Genomic DNA, 18154 nt, shown 5'->3' on the forward strand with positions numbered 1-18154 from the left:
GCCATGATGACCCGAAGCGGAAAGGAGGATCATGCCGAAAGAAAAATTTTCGATAATCTATGCAGATCCACCGTGGCGGTATGAGCAGAAAAACAGGCAGGGATCAGCAGAGCTTCATTATCCCACTATGAGTATTGAAGAAATCTGTTCCCTTCCAGTGGCCGACTTGGCTGCAAAAGACAGCGTTTTGTTTCTGTGGGCAACATTCCCACAACTGCCGGAAGCCTTAAAGGTCATTAAAGCATGGGGCTTTTCTTATCGTTCTGTGGCTTTTGTATGGATAAAGAGGAACCGGCGCTCCTACTCATGGTTTTACGGTCTGGGGTATTGGACCAGAGGCAATGCAGAAATTTGTCTTTTAGCAGTAAAAGGACATCCGAAGCGTAAGTCTGCCGGTGTTCATCAGCTTATTGTTTCCCCGATAGAGCGTCACAGTAAAAAGCCGGACGAGGCCAGGCGGAAAATTGTAGAACTGATGGGCGATATACCACGAGTGGAATTGTTCGCCAGAGAAAAAAAGCCCGGATGGGACGTGTGGGGAAACGAAGTTGAAAGCACTGTAAACTTGTAACAGCTTCGGGCCATGCTGACCCGAAGCGGAAAGGAGAAATCCATGCAGGAAAAAACTGCGGGCGGAACACCAGCCGCCCCTATAAAGCTGGATGTAAGCGTGCGGGTCATTGAACCTGTGAAAAACCTCATGGGCTTTGCCAGCGTGAAATTCAATGACTGCTTTGTGGTGGAAAATCTGAAAATCGTACAGGGCAGCAAGGGCCTCTTTCTTGGGATGCCCAGCCAGCCGGACGGCAAAGGCGGCTATCGGGATATGGCCTACCCTGTCACAAAGGAGTTCCGGGAACAGCTCAACACCGCTGTTCTGCAAGCCTATGAGGCAAAGCTGGAACAGATGGCGGAGCGCGGCTCTGTGGGGCGTGCGTCCATCAGCGACCAGCTCAAGGCCGGGAAAGCGGCTGCCGAACAGGCAAAGGCGGAACGGCCTCCGAAGGAAAAGCCCAGCCGTGGTGCAGAGCGTTGACCTCGGGCCATGCTGGCCCGAAGCAGAAAGGAGGCGGGAACCATGCCACGCAAACGGACGGGCTATGACGCGGCCTGCTATTACGACGGAAAACTGCTGGGCCGCTGTACCAAAGCGGACAGCGACGCCTATACCCTGTTGATGAACGCCTGCGGCGGGGAGGCCGCCCGTGTCCTTCGGGAATATGCCTATTTTTCCCCAGAACTGAAAGCCATCTTGGAAAAGGCGGCGCTCATGCAGGCGGACCGGAGCCGGACGGGCGGAATGTTCCATGCGCCGAAAAGCTCCCCGTGGGGCGAGGTGCAGAGCTGTGAAACCCTCTGTCCGGGGGTGTTTCTGGTATCTACCGCCAGCCACGGCGGAACGATGGTGGCAAATGAGGTAGCCGCCGTCCTCTCCCCAGCGGCCAAAAAGTGCGGTTTCAAGGATAAGGGCTATATCTGCTATGAGGAGGACGCACAGGAAAGTGTGGTGCTCCGGGAGCTGCTGGACAAAAAACTGTGGAACATCCCTGACCGCATTAAGGACAAAGAGCAGTTTGAAGAAAACCTCAATCAGTCCATCCGGCAGTATAACCCCGAATACTGGCGGGCAAGGCAGAGCGGACGAGAAGCCGTCGAAGCTGCCCGCAGTACAGCCCCAGCCAAAGAGGCCGCAAGATAACCTCGGGCCATGCTGGCCCGAAGCAGTAAAGGAGGTGTACCCAAATGGCCTATGTGCCAGTACCAAAAGACCTTTCCAAAATCAAGACAAAGCTGGCCTTCAATCTGACGAAGCGCCAGCTTGTTTGTTTTTCCGGCGCGGCGGCGGTGGGGCTCCCGGCCTACCTGTTTTCCCGTGGAAGTATCGGGAACAGCGCCGCCATGTTCCTGATGATCGGCCTCATGCTCCCGTTCTTCTTTCTGGCTATGTATGAACGGGACGGCCTGCCGCTGGAAAAAGTGCTGAAAAATATCATCCGCACCCGGTTCCTCTATCCCCGTGTGCGGCCTTACAAAACCGAAAACTTCTATGCGCTGCTTAGCGCCAGAAAGGAGGCGCAGCCGATTGCGAAACAACAGAAGGGCCGGAAAGCCCGCAGGCAGAAAGCCTGACAAAACGGGCCTTCTCGGCCTGTTCACAAAGGGAAAGGACATTCCCACCACCGCCCAGCAGACCCTCCCTTACCGTGAAATGTACCGGGACGGGGTGTGCCGGGTAGCGGACCGCTATTACACCAAAACCATTGAATACGAGGACATCAACTACCAGCTCGCACAGTCCGAAGATCAGGCAGCCATCTTTGACGGGTGGAGCGCCTGCCTCAACTACTTTGACAGCAGCCTTCCGTTCCAGCTTTCCTTCCTCAACCACCGGAGCCGCCCGGGCAGCCGGTACAGCGTGAACATCCCAATGCAGGATGACGATTACAACAGCGTCCGGTGTGAGTATGTGGAAATGCTGGAAAACCAGATCGCCAAAAGCAACAACGGCATTGTCCGCACAAAGCTCCTGACCTTCGGCGTGAACGTGGACGACCTTCCCACCGCCAGGGCAAGGCTGGAACGTGTAGAGGCGGACATTTGCGGGAACTTCAAAAAGCTGGGCGTCAAGTGCCGCTCCCTTTCGGGGCTGGAACGGTTGGAGCTTCTTCACGGGCAGCTCCACCCCGGCAGCGGCTCCCCCTTCCGGTTTTCATGGGATATGATCCCCAAAACCGGGCTTTCCACCAAAGACTTTATCGCCCCGGACAGCTTCGACTTCCGTTTCAGCCGTCTGTTCCGGGTGGGGACGACTTGGGGCGCCGCCTCCTACTTGCAGATTTTGGCCTCGGAGCTCTCGGACAAGCTGCTGGCGGAGCTTTTGGAAATGGATGCGGAAATGACCATCACCCTCCATATCCAGACCGTCGATCAGGCCGCCGCCGTAAAATCCATCAAGGCCAAAGTCTCCGACATTGACAAGATGAAGGTGGAGGAACAAAAGAAGGCAGCCCGGTCAGGGTACGACATGGACATACTTCCGCCCGACCTTGTAACGTACAGCAACGACGCAAAGACCCTTCTGGAAGATTTACAGAGCCGGAATGAAAGAATGTTCCTGCTGACCTTCCTTGTGGTAAACATGGCCCCGACCCGCCGGGAGCTGGACAATGACCTGTTCACGGTGTCGGGTATCGTCCAGAAATACAACTGCACCTTGAAGCGGCTGGACTTCCAGCAGGAGGACGGTTTTCTTTCCAGCCTTCCGCTGGGTCATAACGGCATTGAGATCAAGCGTGGCATGACGACCAGCTCCACGGCCATTTTCGTTCCCTTTATGACGCAGGAGCTCCGCATGGATGGCGAAGCCGTCTATTACGGGCTCAACGCACTTTCCCATAACGTCATCATGGCAAACCGGAAAAAGCTCAAAAACCCCAACGGCCTGTTCCTCGGCGTGCCGGGCTCCGGCAAATCCTTTGCCGCAAAGCGGGAGCTTGTGAACGTGTTCCTTGCCACCCGTGACCGGATCATTGTGGTGGACCCGATGGGCGAATACTCGCCCCTTATCAAGCGGCTGGGCGGACAGGTCATCGAGATCGCCCCGGACAGCCCCCACCACATCAATCCGATGGACATTGACCTGAGCTTTGACGAGGAAAACCCGATGGCGCTGAAAGCCGACTTTATCCTGTCGCTGATGGAGCTGATCGTCGGCGGCAAGGACGGCTTGCAGCCTGTGGAGCGTACCGTCATTGACCGCTGTGTACGCCAGATGTACCGGGAACACTTGCAGGACCCGGAAACAAGCAAAATGCCGACCCTCCAAACCCTGTATGACCTGCTCTGTTCCCAGCCGGAGGGCGAGGCGGTACGGCTGGCAACTGCCCTTGAAATCTATGTGTCGGGTTCCCTTAACGTGTTCAACCATGAAACCAATGTGGACCTGAACCGCCGTCTGGTATGCCTTGACTTAAAAAAGCTGGGTGCCGGGCTTCGGACGATTGCCATGCTCATTATGCAGGACTTGGTAAACTCGCAGGTGTCCATGAATTTCCTGCGCGGTATCGCTACATGGTGCTACTTCGACGAATTTCATGTGCTGCTCCGTGACCGTCTGACGGCAAGCTATTGTGTGGCGATCTGGAAAATGCTGCGAAAAAAAGGGTGCGTTCCCAGTGCTTTAACGCAGAACGTGAAGGATTTTCTGGCAAGCCCGGAGATCGAGAACATCTTTGAAAACTCGGACTTCCTTGTGCTTCTCTCGCAGGCACAGGGGGACCGGCAGATTTTAGCCAAACAGCTTGGGATCAGCCCCCATCAGCTTTCCTATGTGACCCATACCAATTCCGGCGAAGGGCTGCTGTTCTTCGGGAACACCACCATCCCGTTTGTTGACCGCTTCCCGCAGAACACAGAGCTGTACGCCATTATGACCACCCGCCCGGAGGACAAAAAACAGGAAATGAACCGGGCATAACACACTTCGGGCCATACTGGCCCGAGGTTTGGAAAGGAGGGATACATCATCGGAAAGAAACCGGACAAACGGAATTTTCAAAGGACGGGGCCGACGGAGGATACCGGGGGCAATCGCCCCGGACCGGCTGAACGGGAAAGACCTTCCCCCGCACCATCCCGACGTCTGCGGTTTGAGGACGAGGATACCGGACAGGACAGCCCTTCGGGCCATGATGGCCCGAAGTCCAAAAGCGGCAAGTTTCAAGAGGACAGCCGGAAAAGCCGTCCCTCTGACCGCATGAGGCAGGAAGATGAAGCGGGCAGGCCGCAGGATACCGGCAAGGCACAGGAGCCGGAGGGCTCCGCCGAGAAGGCCGGGAGCAAAAAGGACAAGTACCAGAAAGCACAGGCAAAAGCGGAACACGCCGGGGAAAAGCTGGGAAAGGCCCGGGAGAAACTGGACAAGACCGAGGCAAAACGGGCAGCGAAGAAGCCGCCGGGGCTTGCAAAAAAGGCAGTCTGGGGAGCCCGCACAGAAGCGTGGTTCTATGTCCACAACAAGATACACGAGGTTGAGCATGAAAATGTGGGTGTGGAAGGAGCCCATAAATCCGAGCTGGCCGCAGAGGCCGGAGCCCGGAAACTGACCCGCTATGCCAAACGCCGCTGGCGGGAACACCCAGCCCGGAAGGTGGCAAAGTGGGAACGGAAGGACATAAAAGCCCGGGCCAATGTGGATTTTCAAAAGATGGCCTCCGAGCACCCGGAACTTGCCAGCAATCCGCTTTCCCGTGTGCAGCAGAAATGGAAACTGAAACGCCGGTATTCCAAAGAAGCAAAGGCGGCTGCAAAACAGGGCGCAAAGGCCGCAAAGAAAACCGCTGCCGCTTCGGGAACTGCGACCCGTCGGGCGGCGCAGTTTGTGACCCGTCATCCCGTGGCGGTGCTGGTCCTGCTCCTGCTGTTGCTGCTCTGTTTTCTTGTGTCGGCGGTAAGCTCTATCTTTCCCACGCTTGGCAGCGGCCTTGCCAATGCGTTATCCGGCACCTCCTACGCCTCGGAGGATACGGACCTGCTGGGCGTGGACGAGGACTACACGGCACTGGAAAACGAGCTGGCGCAGACGGTAGCGAACATCGAAAGCACCCATCCCGGCTATGACGAGTACCGCTATTCCGTGGACGAGATCGGCCATAACCCCTATGAGCTGGCATCCTATCTTTCGGCAAAGTACCATGTGTATTTCCGGGAACAGGTGCAGGACGAACTGCGGGAGATCTTCGAGGCACAGTATGAGCTGACCTTGACGGAGGAAGTCGAGATACGCTACCGCACCGAAACCAGCACCGACCCGGAGACCGGGGAAACCACCACCGAGGAAGTCCCCTATGAGTATTACATTCTCAATGTGACCCTCACAAACAAGACGCTGCCCGCCGTGATCCTGCCGAGGCTTAACGAACAGCAGCGGGAAATCTACACCGTTATGCAACAGCTCAAAGGCAACAAACCCTATCTGTGGGAAGGGATTTACAACGGCGGCGAAGATACCGGCCCCAGCTATGAGATACCCGGCGAGGCGCTGGATGACCCGGCTTTTGCGGCGCTCATGGAAGAAGCCACAAAGTACATCGGCTGGCCCTATGTGTGGGGCGGCTCCAGCCCGTCCACCTCCTTTGACTGTTCGGGCTTTGTCTGCTGGGTGTACACGGCCAGCGGCGTCCACAACCTGCCCCGTACCACGGCGCAGGGCATTTACAACCAGTGTGCTATCATTTCCCCCTCCGAGGCAAAGCCCGGCGATATTATCTTTTTCACGGGAACCTATGACAGCCCCGGCCCTGTGTCCCATGTGGGGATTTATGTGGGCGACGGGATGATGCTCCATTGTGGTTCGCCCATCCAATACGCAAACATCAATTCAAGCTACTGGCAGACACATTTCTATGCCTTCGGGCGTCTGTGAGCCAGAGGAAAGGAGTCCTTGCATGAACAAGATCGACAAGCTCGATAAGGAACTGGAAAAAGCCCGGGAGAAGGCTGCCGAGTGGCAGGCCAAAATCCGGGAGCTGGAAAAGCAGAAACAGGAGGAAGAAAACAGCCAGATCGTGCAGGCGGTGCGCTCCCTCAAACTGACGCCCGCCCAGCTGATGGCTTTTCTGAATGACCCCAAAAACAGCCTTACCACTTCGGGCCATACTGACCCGAAGCCGGAGGCACCCGAAAAGGAGGACACAGCCCATGAAGAAAATTAAATACCGCAGGCTGGCGGCGATAGCTGCCAGCCTTTTGTGTTGCCTGATCTTTACAGTCCCGGCTTATGCACAGAGCAGCGAGCCGCAGCCGGAGACAACGCCCGCCCCGGTGGAAACCGAAGCGGAGCCGGAAACCCAGAACCCCTTTACCCCGGACGGGACGGGAACCGTGGTGGACAACGCCACCGACGAGGACGGTAAAGAGTTCTACACCATCACCACCGCAGACGAGAGCGTGTTTTATCTGGTGATCGACAAACAGAAAACCAGCGAGAACGTCTATTTCCTCAATACCGTTACCACAGACGACCTTCTGCCTCTTGCCGAACAGGGTAAGGAACCGCCCCAAGAAGTGACCCCGGAGCCAGAGCCAAAGCCCACCGAACCTGTGGAGGAAGTACCGGAACCCGAGCCGGAGAAAAAGGACAGCCCCCTTCTCTCTCTGCTCCTGATCGGCGCGGTGGTGCTGGCCGGCGGTGGGATTGGTTACTATTTCAAGATTTACAAGCCGAAGCATGAGGCCCCGGATTTGGAGGATGATTACTGCGAATATGAGGACGGGGAGCTGGAGGAGATCGCAGAGGAACCCGAGGACGAAGATACCCCGCCGTGGGAGGAAGATACGGAGGAATGAGAATGAATTTTACAAGCAGCCCTTTTGAACGAATGATGAAGGAAGTACCGCACCCCGGCTGGGACAATGACGACCCTTGTAAGGGATGCCGTTACTACAAGGAGTGCAAAGGAAAGAAAAAACAGTGCCGGAAGAAGTTCCGGGCGCTGATCGTGGAGCCCCGCCCTTCGGGCCATCGTGGCCCGAAGTCTTAAATGGACGCCCGGGAGCTGACCCGTGACGAGAAGAAGAAAATCCGCACTCTGGTCACGGGGATGTGCGCCAACTATGACCGGGAAAGCGGCCTATGCCTTCCTCTTGACTGTGCCTGCTATATGCTGCACAAGTGCTGGACAGGGGCGTACTGCCGTTACTTCCGTGAGGCTGTCCTGCCCCTTAACCTGGAGCTTCAAGCGTCGCTGACAACGGAAGGCATCTCCCCGGAGCTGCGGGCCTGTGCGGTCTGCGGAAAGGCGTTTTTGCCCGAGGGGCGTCAAGCCTACTGTTCCGACGCTTGCAAGGCCGAAGGAAACCGCCGGAAAAGCCGGGAACGCATGAGGAAAATGCGGGAGAAAAGGCCGGGCGGCTGTTACGATTTGCCGCCTCCAAAGGCTTGACATTCCGGGCTTTTTTGAGGGTGTTTCCGGGGTGGGAATATCTTATTACATTCCTCCCCGGTCTGCCCTCTTATTTCGTAACATCCAGCACTTCGGGTCATGTTGGCCCGAGGCACAGAAAGGAGGGATCTCTTGGAGACAGTACAAGGATATGTGATTTTGAAAGCTGCCACCTTTGAAACCGGACACGGCTTTGCGTTGGGGCATAATCCGGGAGCGCCGAGCCCCTTTGTGACCTGGCAGTTTACCGAGGGGGAAAACGGCCATCGGGATTACTACTGGGGCCGCTATGGAACCAGTCAGGCGTGGGCGCAGCGGGACTTTGACCGCCGGATGGACGACTATCAGCAGCTTTACCATGCGGCGGTCAAGCATACCGAGCTGGGACCGGAGGGCGTTTACCGCTATTATTCCACCCAGCGCCCCGTGGACATAGGAACTTACCCGAAGCCGCCGGATAACCAGCCTCTTTCCATCGTCAACTACGATGACGACAGGCGGCGTCCTGTGGCGGATGGCAGGCTGATGGCATGGGGCGAACTGACCTACGCAAAGCCGCTGACCGAAAAGCAGATGGAGGATTATGAACTGAAACCAGCACCGGGCAATCCTGACCGGGTGCGCCCATCCATTACCGCCCGGCTCAAAGAAGGAGCCAGAGGGCAGGAACCCCAAAAGGAGCCCGGCCAGAAGCGGAGCCATAAAAACCATGAGGAACGATAGAGGAGGATCGCCATGCACGAAAAAGACAACTATCTGAAAACCGCCGAGCTCTCCACAGAGCAGAACTGCAACATGATCGACGGCGTACCCAACAACACGCCCATCCCACCCACGCCCCCGGAGCTGGACGCAAAACCGCTTGATAAGGTAAAGGAACCCAAAGAGCGCCGGAAAGGCCGGGAGCTGGAACGCTGATGGAGAACCGCAAGCGGAATGTCCATCTGCATGTCATGGTAACGCCGGACGAGCTGGCAGCCATCCATGAGCGGATGGCCGAGGTGGGCATTTCCAACGCCGGGGCTTATGTACGGAAAATGGCTCTGAATGGGTATATCCTGCACATCGACCTTGCGCCCGTAAAAGAGCTGATCTCTCTGCAACGGCGCTGTTCTAACAATCTCAATCAGGTTGCCATACACGCACATACCTATGGCGTGTACCCGGAGGAAATCGACGGATTGAAGCGGGACTATGAAAAGCTGTGGGGCGAGGTGTCAAAGGTGCTGCGGGAGCTCTCCGAGCTGGTGGCAAAGTGAGACGAGGGCGGCAGGCTTCCGTTGTGGGGCTTGCCGCCCTCGTCTTTTTATTCTCACTGTATTGTATGATAGAAAAATTTACCGCAATATGGTAAAATGAAAATATCTATCGAAAGTTGGTGAGATTTGATGAGTGAATATTTAAATGAGGATATATGCCAGTTTAGTAATGATGCTTCTGCATCTTCTTTTGGTTGGAATTTTCAAGCAAATGCAGGCATTTTTCTTTTTTTAAAGTATATGCCAGATGCAGCAGATATTAAAATTGAATCCATATCTCAAGATATTGAAATTACTTTGATTGATGAACGAAAGGTTTTTGCACAGGCGAAATCTGCACAAGATAGCACAACCATCAAAGACCAAAAGGAAAAATTTAAAGATGCCATAATATCGTTAGCACGTAATCCGTATAAAGACAACCAATTGGTGTACATTTCTAATATACCTGATACATTTAAGTCGGCTCCAAATTTTTTTAACAATAGTATTATCCCGTACAATGATTGCTTAGCGGGAATACAGAAAGAGATTGACGATACCATCCTTTCAATCTCAAAAAACATTGCAAAAAAAATAAAAAAAGAAAAAGATCCTCTGAAAATCAGAAAATTGGAACAAATAAAAGAAAAAGTTGAGAATTTCCACAAAGAGAATTTATATATATCAACAATATATCCGTATTACGGTAACGAAAAAAACAGATATACCATTATTGGCGATTCCGTTTTAAGTTTTTTGACAGATACCATCGGATTAACAAGAGATGATGCCATTTCCATAAAACAAAAGTTATTGGAGCACTGGCAACTGAATTTTGAACACAACTCTACCATAAAAGATGAGAATAAAAACAAGAAGATTTTGAAAGAAGATTTTACTTGGCCAATTGTAGCTTTTCTGGTTGATGGGAATTTTCCGGATATTGATGATTGTTTATCGTTTTTGCCGGACCAGTCTATAAAAAAAGAGGTTGAACGCGTCATGAATGATCCGAAAAGTTTCTATCATGCACGTTACGAATTTACCAACAAAGTCTTGCAACGCTATGCGCAATTTAAAAATCAATCAATAGGGAAAGCAATTAAAAAACCAGAACTTGAATTTATTAAAGAACACGGCGATGAATTTAGAGACGAATTTGTAATGTTGAGTAATGGCGATAATGAACTAACAGAATATCTAACAAAAGTATTTTTATATAGAATACTTACAAGCAACAGAGTAGTCCAAAAGGTATGTAGCGCAGTCGGGGTGAAAGCATGATTATAGAGAAACTTCTATTACGAGAAGGTATGATAGAAAATTTAGACACTTTTTCAGAAAAGAGAAATCTGATTTATTCTAAGACCAACACAAAAGGAAAATCTACATTTGTTAGACTTCTATTTTATGCGTTGGGGTATCCAATTCCTAATATGCGTGGAATTAAATATGAAGATATTATTACGGAGATAACATTTTCTGAAAAAGGGCAAAAATATACTGCCACTCGGGAAAATAATTTGCTTACACTTTTCTCCGAAAACAGTCGCATTGAGTTCACACTTCCCAGTCAACATATGAGTTTTTTGTCGTTTGTTTTTAAATATGAAAACATCAAAGTTTTAAAAAATTTATTGGGGTTTATGTATGTTGATCAAGACAAAGGATGGACACTTCTAAATCGTGGAACCGTCATTGGAAAGATAAAATTTAGCATTGAGGAATTACTTGCGGGCTTAAATGGAATTGATATAGATGATTTGATCGAAAAGAAAACCACACTCGAACTAAACAGAGACAAATATTTGGCAATGCTGAATATACAAGAATTGAGTGAGCAAGTTTATGAGCAAAACGGAGAAATATTCATTTCAGACATAGAAAAAGAACTCAACGAAAAAATAGCGTATTGTAACATCAAACTTGAAAATGAAAAAAATGCTTTAAAAGAAATTAACTCTGTTCTTCTTAAAGAAAAGCAATTCTTCGACTATATTGATTCAATGAATTTATCTGTGAAACAGGATGATGTTATAATTCCGGTAAACAGGACTACATTGCTGAATTCGACAGCAAATTATGAATATTTACGAGCGCACAGAAGCATTATAGTGACCAACATAGAAAAGTTAAAACGTGAACGTTCCTCTTATGACGTAAAACTAAGTGAATATCATGCCAAAAATGCACAAATAAGCATGTTTTCTGCTGAATCAAAAGATACCCTTGTTAATAAGCAACTTGCCAATTTTAATATTGATCAGACCGTAGTTGAACAGCTTTTAGATGAAACAAAGAGCGATTTGAAGCATGTTAAAGCCGAAATAAAACGAACGATTAAAAATCAAAATTCTTACATATCGAAAATTTATAAATATGTTTTAGAATATGCAACCCAGCTTAATGTTGATGATAAAATGGTAGCCAAAGAGGATTTCATCTTTACATCAGACTTAAAATCGCTTTCGGGTGCAGTTCTGCAAAAAATGGTATTTGCTTTCAAAGTGGCTTTTTTAAAGGTTATAGAAGAAAGCATGGACACAAAATTGTTTATCGTATTGGATTCTCCCAAGGGAAAAGAGTTAGATGATGACAATATGAAGCTAATTGAAAACTTAGTAAGCACCGAACTATGCGACAATCAAATCTTTTTTGCAAGCATTTATGATCTTGAACATGAAAAACTGATAGAAATTAAGAATCGTGCAATTGAAGGCCGAAACAACTAACAAACAGGGAGAGTACAATTTGTACTCTCCCTGTTTGTTAATTGAGGACAGGATTCACTAATCTTTCGCAACATTTATGTCCCCGGGTAGGCATGATAAAATAGAGATAGAAAGAATAAAGGAGGTTTTGATGATGAAGATACTGCTGAAAATATTGGTTGCTCCCTTTGCTTTAGCGTTGTCCCTTCTGGCGGCTCTGCTGGTGTTCCTGTTTGATATTTGTGCCGTCCTGCTGACGATTGCCTCTGTGATCCTGGCGGTGCTGGGTGTCGCTCTTTTTTTCACGCCGACGCCCATAGGAGGGATTGTATTTCTGTTCCTCGCCTTCCTCCTTTCGCCGTATGGGCTGCAAGCGGCGGCTGGTTCTCTGCTTTGGTCTCTGGACGGAGGCAAGTCTGCTCTGTATCGGTTTCTGGCAAGTTAAGCAGCCTCGGGCCATGTTGGCCCGAAGTCGGGGCGGTCTGGACAGGCCGCCCTTTTTTCATAGAAGGGAGGGCTGATTTCTGGCTACCACAACTTTGTTGCAGCGCCATGCGGGCGAAGGCGAAACGATTGCCGAGGCCATCCGGGATTGTCTGGACTATGGCAAAAATCCGGAAAAAACAGAAAGCGGAAAGTATATCTCCGCTTATGAGTGCGACCCCGTCACCGTGGCGGACGAGTTTCTTCTGACGAAGGCCAGCTATGCCGCCATGACGGGCCGGGAACAGAAAAAGGCCAATGATGTGCTGTGCTATCAGATACGGCAATCCTTTTATCCGGGAGAAATCACCCCGAGGGAGGCGAACCGTATCGGCTATGAGCTGGCTATGAGCTGGACGAAGGGGCGGCACGCTTTTATCGTTACCACACATACCGACAAGCAGCACATCCATTGTCACATCTATTACAACTCTACCACCCTTGACTGTACCCGGAAATTCCAAAACTTTTGGGGTTCCAGCTTCGCTCTCCGTCGGCTCTCCGACAGACTGTGCCTTGAAAACGGGCTGTCCATTGTAGAGAACCCGAAGCCCCGGAGCAAGGGTAAGTATCGGAATTATGGAGAATGGCAGAAAGAACGAAAAGGACCGCTTTCCTATCAGGACAGGCTGCGCCTCGCCATTGATACTGCGCTGGCGGAGCGTCCCGATGATCTGGATGAATTTCTCAATCTGATGAAGCGGGCCGGATATGAGGTCAAGAAGGTTCGGGGCGGCGGTATCAGCTTCCGGCTGACCGGGCAGGGACAGGAACGCTTTACCCGTCTGCGTGCCTCCACGCTGGGGGACGGCTACGACTTGCAAGATATTCTGACCGCCATTGAGGGCAAAGAAAAACGCCCCGGACACTCGGAGCGGAAAATCAGTCTGGCGGTGGATATTCAAGCGAAGCTGGCTGCCGGTAAGGGACCGGGATATGAGCGCTGGGCGAAGGTATTTAACATTAAGCAGATGGCTGCTGCCCTTGCCTATATACAGGACAATGGCCTGACCGATTATGAGCAGTTGGCACAGAAAGCCACCGAGGCAGCAGACCGTTTCCATGCCATTTCCGAGCAGATCAAGCAGACAGAACAGGCCATGAAAACCAATGCTGGGCTAAAAGCCGCAACGGTTCAGTATGCCAAAACCCGACCTGTCTTTGAGCAGTATAAGGCGACGAAGTACAGCCGGAAATTTCTTGCGGAGCATGAAGCCGACCTTGAACTGTACCGGGCTGCACAAGCGGAAATGCGCTCTCTGTTGGGCGGAGCGAAGCTCCCCAAAATGGATGTGCTGAAGGAAGAAGACCGCAAGCTCACAGCAAAGAAAAAACAGCTCTATGGAGAATACCAGAAGGCACGACGGGATATGCAGGAGATCGTCACGATCAAGGCGAACATTGACACTTTGATGGGCTACACCGAGCCGGGAAGAAAGCAGGAAAAGGAGCGTTAAGGTTATGAAAATAAGGAGCAAAGCGACGCTGACACTTCGGGCCATGTTGGCCCGAAGATACGGGTTTGGGGCGAGCCCCAACAAGCCGCCTTTGTGCCACTTGTGGCCACAGAGGCATTGCTTGCCACTTAGCAGCAGCCCCTAAAATGGCGCAAAAAAACAGAGGCCCTTATTCTGGAACCTCCGTTTCTCTGGCTTTCTTAATGCCCTCGGCTGTGGCTTCTATCACGACAAGCTCTTTTTCATTCATGGAGTTTAGAAGCACATCAATGTGCTTTCTGCAAGAACTTGATCTTGCGCCTCCGTCCGCATGAATAAACTGGTCAACTGAAACGTCAAACATGGTAATGAGTTTAACAAAAAGGTCGAAGCTGGGATATTGACCTTTGTTCTCAATATTCATAATGGTACGGGAGTCACGGTCTACTAATTCCGCAACATAGGCTTGTGTCCAACCCTTTTCTTCTCTGGCTCGTTTGAGAGCTGCTCCGAGGCCGTGAAAGTCAAACCTTCTTTCATCTTGGTTCATTCTCATATCACCCTATATCATTGTACATTTCGGGTCGGATTATGAGAATGTAATGAGATTTTACACAAAGTAGTATTTCATTTCATCAATGTGCAGCCTCCAACTTGTACTATTCGAGATAAAGAACTATAATGTATTCTGTGGAGGTGCGAAATGGACTATATGACATTGAAAGAGGCCGCCGAAAAGTGGGGCGTGACACCTCGACGTGTAAACTATTATTGCGCCGGAGGGCGTATCTCCGGCGCTGTGAAAATGGCTGGTATTTGGCTGATCCCTAAAACTGCGGAGAAGCCGATTGATGGGCGGACAAGACAAGGGAAGGAGCTGCGCCATGAATAAAATTTTGATTATAGATGATGACAGAGAACTGTGCGCTTTGATTAAACGCAGCGTACAAGCAGAAAACATAGAAGCTGATTTTTGTAATACCGGAAAAGAGGGCTTGCAGAAATTAAAAGAGCAGGAGTATCAGCTTGTAGTGCTGGATGTGATGATGCCCGGTATGGATGGCTTTGAAACGCTGGAAGAAATCCGCAAAGAGAACAGCCTGCCGATTTTGATGTTTACATCCAAAAATGACAGCATTTCTAAAGTGCGTGGCTTACGGGCCGGGGCGGACGATTATCTGACAAAACCGTTTGATATGGACGAACTGATTGCCCGTATTGCGTCCCTCATTCGCCGCTACACCCGCTTTAATCATCAAGCCGGAGCTGTGCAAAAACTGGATTTTGATGGATTGCAAATTGACCTTGAAAATCGTTCTGTTACGACGGAAAATGGCACTTTTGAACTTCCGCCAAAGGAATTTGATCTGCTCCTGTACTGTGCAAAACATCAAGGGAAAATTTTGACAAAACAGCAGATTTATGAGGAAGTTTGGGGCGAAGAATATTTCTATGATGACAGTAACATTATGGCGATTATCAGCCGGCTTCGTAAAAAATTAGAAGTCAATCCTTCAAGCCCAAAATATATACAAACGGTCAAAGGGATTGGCTACCGTTTTAATAAGGAGGTGTAGCTGGTATGGAAATCATCGTTTTCTTGTCCATTGTGATTGCTGTTGTGGCTGTATTGACTTCCATCGTTCTCGTTCGGCGCGTAAAAAAGCAAATTGCAGAAATGACCGATGCACTGGTTGATGTGAAAAACGGAAATGGCAACCGGCGTATTCTGTCTGCAACAAATGAACTGACCGCACCTCTTGCCTATGAAATCAATGAAATCGTTGTGTCCTATGAAGGCAGACTTTCGATTGTACGGCAGACAGAAGAAACCAACCGCCAGCTTATGACGAGCCTTTCCCATGATGTGCGAACGCCCCTTACTACTCTGATTGGGTATCTTGACGCTGCACACAAAGGGCTGGTCACAGGAAAAGACCGGGATGATTATATTGAAACCGCCCGCCGGAAAGCCCATGATCTGAAAGAATATATTGATGTACTCTTTGACTGGTTCAAGTTAAATTCTAACGAGTTTGCTTTGGAGATCCAGAGTGTTGAGGCCGCAGAGCTGACAAGAAATATCCTCATTGACTGGATACCGATTTTTGAGGATAAACAGGTTGAGTATGACATTGATATTCCCGAACAGCCTGTCCGGGTAAGATTGGATATGGACAGCTATATGAGGATTGTCAATAATCTCATTCAAAATGTAATCGCTCACAGCCATGCAGACAAAATCAAAATTGCCCTGTCAAAGAAGGAAAATAACATGGAGTTGCTGCTGGCGGATAATGGAGTGGGAATTGAGAAGGAAGATTTGAAACACATTTTTGAACGGCTCTATAAGTGTGACAAAGGACGGTCTGAAAAAGGAAGCGGACTTGGCCTTTCTATTGTCCATCAGCTTGTAGAAAAGATGGGTGGAAGCATAACAGTTGAAAGTTTTCCGGGAGAAGGAACTGAATTTATGTTGCTTTTTCCTTTGGAGATTTAAGCGGGTTCCCGTCTTTATGGCGGGAACCTTTGTCATTTTTGCCGGATTTCAAATTGCAAGGTTAATGCAAGGTTGCGGCAAGGTTAATGCAAGGTTGGCGTGATAGAATACCTTACAGAACAGGAGGTTTTGAATATGGATACAAATTACATCATTGAAACAAAAAATCTGACGAAGCAATACGGCTCTCAAAAGAGTGTGGCTGACTTAAATATCCATGTGAAGCGTGGGAGAATTTATGGTCTGTTGGGCAGAAACGGAGCCGGAAAAACCACTACCATGAAAATGCTGTTGGGCTTAACGAAGCCGACTTCCGGAGAGGTCAAAATCTGGGGAAAGTCTTTACAGGGGAATGAAAAGAAGTTGCTGCCCCGTATTGGCAGTCTGATCGAGTCCCCCGGCTTTTATCCCAACCTGACCGGCACAGAGAACCTGCGTATCTTTGCTACCCTGCGGGGCGTACCAAACAATCATGCCATCAAAGACGCTCTGGATTTGGTAGGACTGCCCTACAAAGATAAAAAGCTCTTTTCACAGTATTCTCTTGGTATGAAGCAGCGGCTTGCCATCGCTCTTGCTGTTATGCACGATCCGGAACTTTTAATTTTGGATGAGCCGATCAACGGTCTCGATCCCATCGGTATTGCAGAAGTACGCTCCTTTATTCGGGAGCTTTGCGACGCAAGAGGAAAAACCATTTTGATTTCCAGTCACATTCTTTCGGAGATTTCCTTGCTGGCTGACGATATTGGAATTATCGACCACGGCGCATTGCTGGAAGAAGAAAGCCTTGCTGAGCTGGAGCAAAAAAGCAGTAAGCATATCCGTTTTACGCTTTCGGATACTGCACAGGCGGCAAGAATTTTGGAACGCAATTTCCATGAAAATCATTTCTCTATACAGGACGACCACAATCTGCGCCTGCACAACCTTGATCTGCCTGTTGGGAAAATTGTAACTGCCTTTGTAGAAAACGGATTGGAGGTATCGGAGGCGCATACTTGTGAGGAAAGTCTTGAAGATTACTTCAAGCGTGTGACAGGGGGCGAAGGAATTGCTTAAACTAATCAAATGCGAATTTTTGAAATTGAAACGGAAGAAATTTATTCCGCTGATTATTCTGGCTGCTTTCCTGTTTCCAATCCCGCTGACTTATCTGATGACAACGCCTTCTATGATGGAGCGATATACGGATCAGGCAGATGCTTTCGACGGACTTTTTAATATGGTGTTGGGATATGGTATCCAGTTTTTACTGCCCTGCATTATCGGTGTGATTGCCGCTATCCTGTTTTTTATGGAACGCGACAACGATACATTCAAAAATCTGCGTACAATTCCCGTAACCAGCACGCAAATGGTACTTGCAAAGATTATTGTCCTGTTTCTTTTTGGAATTGTTTTTTGTGTGGCTTCTACCATTGCAACAATTCTTTGCGGATTTGGAACATTAGAAGTTTATGGAATAGGCTATAAATTGTTTTTAGCAGTTGAAACAGGAATTTTCATTACGGCAGGAACACTCCCGTTGATTGTCCTTGTTGTCTTTTTCAGTAAGACCTATGTTTTTTCCATTTTGCTGTGTGTCTTTTACAGCGTTCTGAACATGAGTGCTACGGCATTGTTTGACACACTGCCTAAAACCATGTTATGGCTTCTGCCCACGCCACTGACTACATTTTGGAGTGCGGGAGATATGGCGGCTCATGGAATAAAAATGGACTTGGAGCAAATGACAGGGCTAATTCCTTCAACATTTCAAGTTGTATTCATTCTTGGGATCATGGCATTAGTTTCGTTCTTACTGATTGACAGATTATATAAGCAGAGGGGGGAATAA

At 49.7% G+C, this 18154-nt stretch carries 22 protein-coding genes; 21 read left to right on the plus strand and 1 reads right to left on the minus strand.

Annotation, left to right across the window (positions count from 1 at the left end; all coding sequences use genetic code 11):
* The first annotated feature begins 31 nt into the window (after positions 1-31).
* The 16 genes from DBQ51_RS03795 (at position 32) to DBQ51_RS03880 (ending at position 13835) form a co-directional block, all read left to right on the plus strand.
* Positions 32-571: an MT-A70 family methyltransferase gene (locus DBQ51_RS03795; RefSeq protein ID WP_023042361.1), complete on the plus strand. Its 540-nt coding sequence runs from the start codon at positions 32-34 to the stop codon at positions 569-571.
* Between the two features lie 42 nt (positions 572-613).
* Positions 614-1036, plus strand: coding sequence for a SpoVG family protein (locus tag DBQ51_RS03800; RefSeq protein WP_009901638.1), 423 nt, complete (start codon positions 614-616; stop codon positions 1034-1036).
* Between the two features lie 42 nt (positions 1037-1078).
* Positions 1079-1699, plus strand: a complete 621-nt coding sequence (locus DBQ51_RS03805) for a DUF7007 domain-containing protein (protein ID WP_407923216.1) — start codon at positions 1079-1081, stop codon at positions 1697-1699.
* A gap of 44 nt (positions 1700-1743) precedes the next feature.
* Complete coding sequence (locus DBQ51_RS03810) at positions 1744-2130, plus strand: PrgI family protein (protein ID WP_023042364.1); 387 nt, start codon at positions 1744-1746, stop codon at positions 2128-2130.
* Positions 2048-4477 carry a VirB4-like conjugal transfer ATPase, CD1110 family gene (locus tag DBQ51_RS03815; RefSeq protein WP_407923217.1) on the plus strand — a complete coding sequence of 810 codons (2430 nt, stop codon included), beginning with the start codon at positions 2048-2050 and terminating at the stop codon, positions 4475-4477. Before DBQ51_RS03810 ends, DBQ51_RS03815 begins: the two co-directional genes overlap by 83 nt.
* Positions 4478-4756: 279 nt before the next feature.
* Positions 4757-6424 carry a C40 family peptidase gene (locus DBQ51_RS03825; protein WP_107630816.1) on the plus strand — a complete coding sequence of 556 codons (1668 nt, stop codon included), beginning with the start codon at positions 4757-4759 and terminating at the stop codon, positions 6422-6424.
* 22 nt (positions 6425-6446) lie between these two features.
* Complete coding sequence (locus tag DBQ51_RS03830; RefSeq protein WP_107630817.1) at positions 6447-6713, plus strand: DUF4315 family protein; 267 nt, start codon at positions 6447-6449, stop codon at positions 6711-6713.
* Complete coding sequence (locus DBQ51_RS03835; RefSeq protein ID WP_107630818.1) at positions 6700-7347, plus strand: DUF4366 domain-containing protein; 648 nt, start codon at positions 6700-6702, stop codon at positions 7345-7347. The genes DBQ51_RS03830 and DBQ51_RS03835 overlap by 14 nt, the downstream gene beginning before the upstream one ends.
* Positions 7348-7541: 194 nt before the next feature.
* Positions 7542-7943, plus strand: a complete 402-nt coding sequence (locus DBQ51_RS03845; RefSeq protein ID WP_055150053.1) for a cysteine-rich VLP protein — start codon at positions 7542-7544, stop codon at positions 7941-7943.
* A 132-nt stretch (positions 7944-8075) separates the two neighbouring features.
* Entirely contained in the window at positions 8076-8666 is a 591-nt protein-coding gene (locus tag DBQ51_RS03850) for a defense against restriction DarA-related protein (protein WP_242977820.1), read from the plus strand.
* Between the two features lie 12 nt (positions 8667-8678).
* Positions 8679-8861, plus strand: coding sequence for a DUF4316 domain-containing protein (locus DBQ51_RS03855; protein ID WP_003500078.1), 183 nt, complete (start codon positions 8679-8681; stop codon positions 8859-8861).
* Positions 8861-9202: a plasmid mobilization protein gene (locus DBQ51_RS03860; RefSeq protein WP_015564333.1), complete on the plus strand. Its 342-nt coding sequence runs from the start codon at positions 8861-8863 to the stop codon at positions 9200-9202. The genes DBQ51_RS03855 and DBQ51_RS03860 overlap by 1 nt, the downstream gene beginning before the upstream one ends.
* A 129-nt stretch (positions 9203-9331) precedes the next feature.
* Entirely contained in the window at positions 9332-10468 is a 1137-nt protein-coding gene (locus DBQ51_RS03865) for a hypothetical protein (protein WP_015552615.1), read from the plus strand.
* Positions 10465-11916, plus strand: coding sequence for a hypothetical protein (locus DBQ51_RS03870; protein WP_074441075.1), 1452 nt, complete (start codon positions 10465-10467; stop codon positions 11914-11916). The genes DBQ51_RS03865 and DBQ51_RS03870 overlap by 4 nt, the downstream gene beginning before the upstream one ends.
* Positions 11917-12046: 130 nt before the next feature.
* A complete protein-coding gene (locus DBQ51_RS03875) occupies positions 12047-12340 on the plus strand; it encodes a CD1845 family protein (protein ID WP_242857486.1) in 294 nt (97 codons plus the stop codon).
* A 94-nt stretch (positions 12341-12434) separates the two neighbouring features.
* Positions 12435-13835, plus strand: coding sequence for a relaxase/mobilization nuclease domain-containing protein (locus tag DBQ51_RS03880; protein ID WP_456236515.1), 1401 nt, complete (start codon positions 12435-12437; stop codon positions 13833-13835).
* A gap of 169 nt (positions 13836-14004) precedes the next feature.
* Here the strand turns inward: DBQ51_RS03880 and DBQ51_RS03885 are convergent, their stop codons facing one another.
* Positions 14005-14370: a helix-turn-helix transcriptional regulator gene (locus tag DBQ51_RS03885; protein WP_004064252.1), complete on the minus strand. Its 366-nt coding sequence runs from the start codon at positions 14368-14370 to the stop codon at positions 14005-14007.
* A 147-nt stretch (positions 14371-14517) separates the two neighbouring features.
* On the opposite strand from DBQ51_RS03885, the gene DBQ51_RS03890 reads away from it, so the two are divergent.
* The 5 genes from DBQ51_RS03890 to DBQ51_RS03910 all read left to right on the plus strand — a co-directional run bounded on the left by DBQ51_RS03890 (position 14518) and on the right by DBQ51_RS03910 (position 18154).
* Positions 14518-14706, plus strand: coding sequence for a helix-turn-helix domain-containing protein (locus DBQ51_RS03890; protein WP_107630821.1), 189 nt, complete (start codon positions 14518-14520; stop codon positions 14704-14706).
* Complete coding sequence (locus tag DBQ51_RS03895; RefSeq protein WP_002594745.1) at positions 14699-15391, plus strand: response regulator transcription factor; 693 nt, start codon at positions 14699-14701, stop codon at positions 15389-15391. Before DBQ51_RS03890 ends, DBQ51_RS03895 begins: the two co-directional genes overlap by 8 nt.
* A gap of 5 nt (positions 15392-15396) precedes the next feature.
* Complete coding sequence (locus DBQ51_RS03900; RefSeq protein WP_107630822.1) at positions 15397-16314, plus strand: sensor histidine kinase; 918 nt, start codon at positions 15397-15399, stop codon at positions 16312-16314.
* A 135-nt stretch (positions 16315-16449) separates the two neighbouring features.
* Complete coding sequence (locus tag DBQ51_RS03905; RefSeq protein WP_007860248.1) at positions 16450-17376, plus strand: ABC transporter ATP-binding protein; 927 nt, start codon at positions 16450-16452, stop codon at positions 17374-17376.
* Positions 17369-18154, plus strand: coding sequence for an ABC transporter permease (locus tag DBQ51_RS03910; RefSeq protein WP_006874368.1), 786 nt, complete (start codon positions 17369-17371; stop codon positions 18152-18154). Before DBQ51_RS03905 ends, DBQ51_RS03910 begins: the two co-directional genes overlap by 8 nt.

Origin of the sequence: Agathobaculum massiliense, assembly GCF_900291975.1 — a bacterium.
GTDB lineage: Bacteria > Bacillota > Clostridia > Oscillospirales > Butyricicoccaceae > Agathobaculum > Agathobaculum ammoniilyticum.

Bases quoted from the DNA above. Each gene is read 5' to 3' on its own strand.
- DBQ51_RS03830 (WP_107630817.1), top strand. From the start codon at position 6,447: ATGAACAAGATCGACAAGCTCGATAAGGAACTGGAAAAAGCCCGGGAG.
- DBQ51_RS03860 (WP_015564333.1), top strand. From the start codon at position 8,861: ATGGAGAACCGCAAGCGGAATGTCCATCTGCATGTCATGGTAACGCCG.
- DBQ51_RS03875 (WP_242857486.1), top strand. From the start codon at position 12,047: ATGATGAAGATACTGCTGAAAATATTGGTTGCTCCCTTTGCTTTAGCG.
- DBQ51_RS03890 (WP_107630821.1), top strand. From the start codon at position 14,518: ATGGACTATATGACATTGAAAGAGGCCGCCGAAAAGTGGGGCGTGACA.
- DBQ51_RS03835 (WP_107630818.1), top strand. From the start codon at position 6,700: ATGAAGAAAATTAAATACCGCAGGCTGGCGGCGATAGCTGCCAGCCTT.
- DBQ51_RS03805 (WP_407923216.1), top strand. From the start codon at position 1,079: ATGCCACGCAAACGGACGGGCTATGACGCGGCCTGCTATTACGACGGA.
- DBQ51_RS03870 (WP_074441075.1), top strand. From the start codon at position 10,465: ATGATTATAGAGAAACTTCTATTACGAGAAGGTATGATAGAAAATTTA.
- DBQ51_RS03845 (WP_055150053.1), top strand. From the start codon at position 7,542: ATGGACGCCCGGGAGCTGACCCGTGACGAGAAGAAGAAAATCCGCACT.
- DBQ51_RS03905 (WP_007860248.1), top strand. From the start codon at position 16,450: ATGGATACAAATTACATCATTGAAACAAAAAATCTGACGAAGCAATAC.
- DBQ51_RS03895 (WP_002594745.1), top strand. From the start codon at position 14,699: ATGAATAAAATTTTGATTATAGATGATGACAGAGAACTGTGCGCTTTG.
- DBQ51_RS03800 (WP_009901638.1), top strand. From the start codon at position 614: ATGCAGGAAAAAACTGCGGGCGGAACACCAGCCGCCCCTATAAAGCTG.
- DBQ51_RS03810 (WP_023042364.1), top strand. From the start codon at position 1,744: ATGGCCTATGTGCCAGTACCAAAAGACCTTTCCAAAATCAAGACAAAG.
- DBQ51_RS03900 (WP_107630822.1), top strand. From the start codon at position 15,397: ATGGAAATCATCGTTTTCTTGTCCATTGTGATTGCTGTTGTGGCTGTA.
- DBQ51_RS03825 (WP_107630816.1), top strand. From the start codon at position 4,757: ATGAGGCAGGAAGATGAAGCGGGCAGGCCGCAGGATACCGGCAAGGCA.
- DBQ51_RS03855 (WP_003500078.1), top strand. From the start codon at position 8,679: ATGCACGAAAAAGACAACTATCTGAAAACCGCCGAGCTCTCCACAGAG.
- DBQ51_RS03815 (WP_407923217.1), top strand. From the start codon at position 2,048: ATGCGCTGCTTAGCGCCAGAAAGGAGGCGCAGCCGATTGCGAAACAAC.
- DBQ51_RS03795 (WP_023042361.1), top strand. From the start codon at position 32: ATGCCGAAAGAAAAATTTTCGATAATCTATGCAGATCCACCGTGGCGG.
- DBQ51_RS03865 (WP_015552615.1), top strand. From the start codon at position 9,332: ATGAGTGAATATTTAAATGAGGATATATGCCAGTTTAGTAATGATGCT.
- DBQ51_RS03885 (WP_004064252.1), bottom strand. From the start codon at position 14,370: ATGAGAATGAACCAAGATGAAAGAAGGTTTGACTTTCACGGCCTCGGA.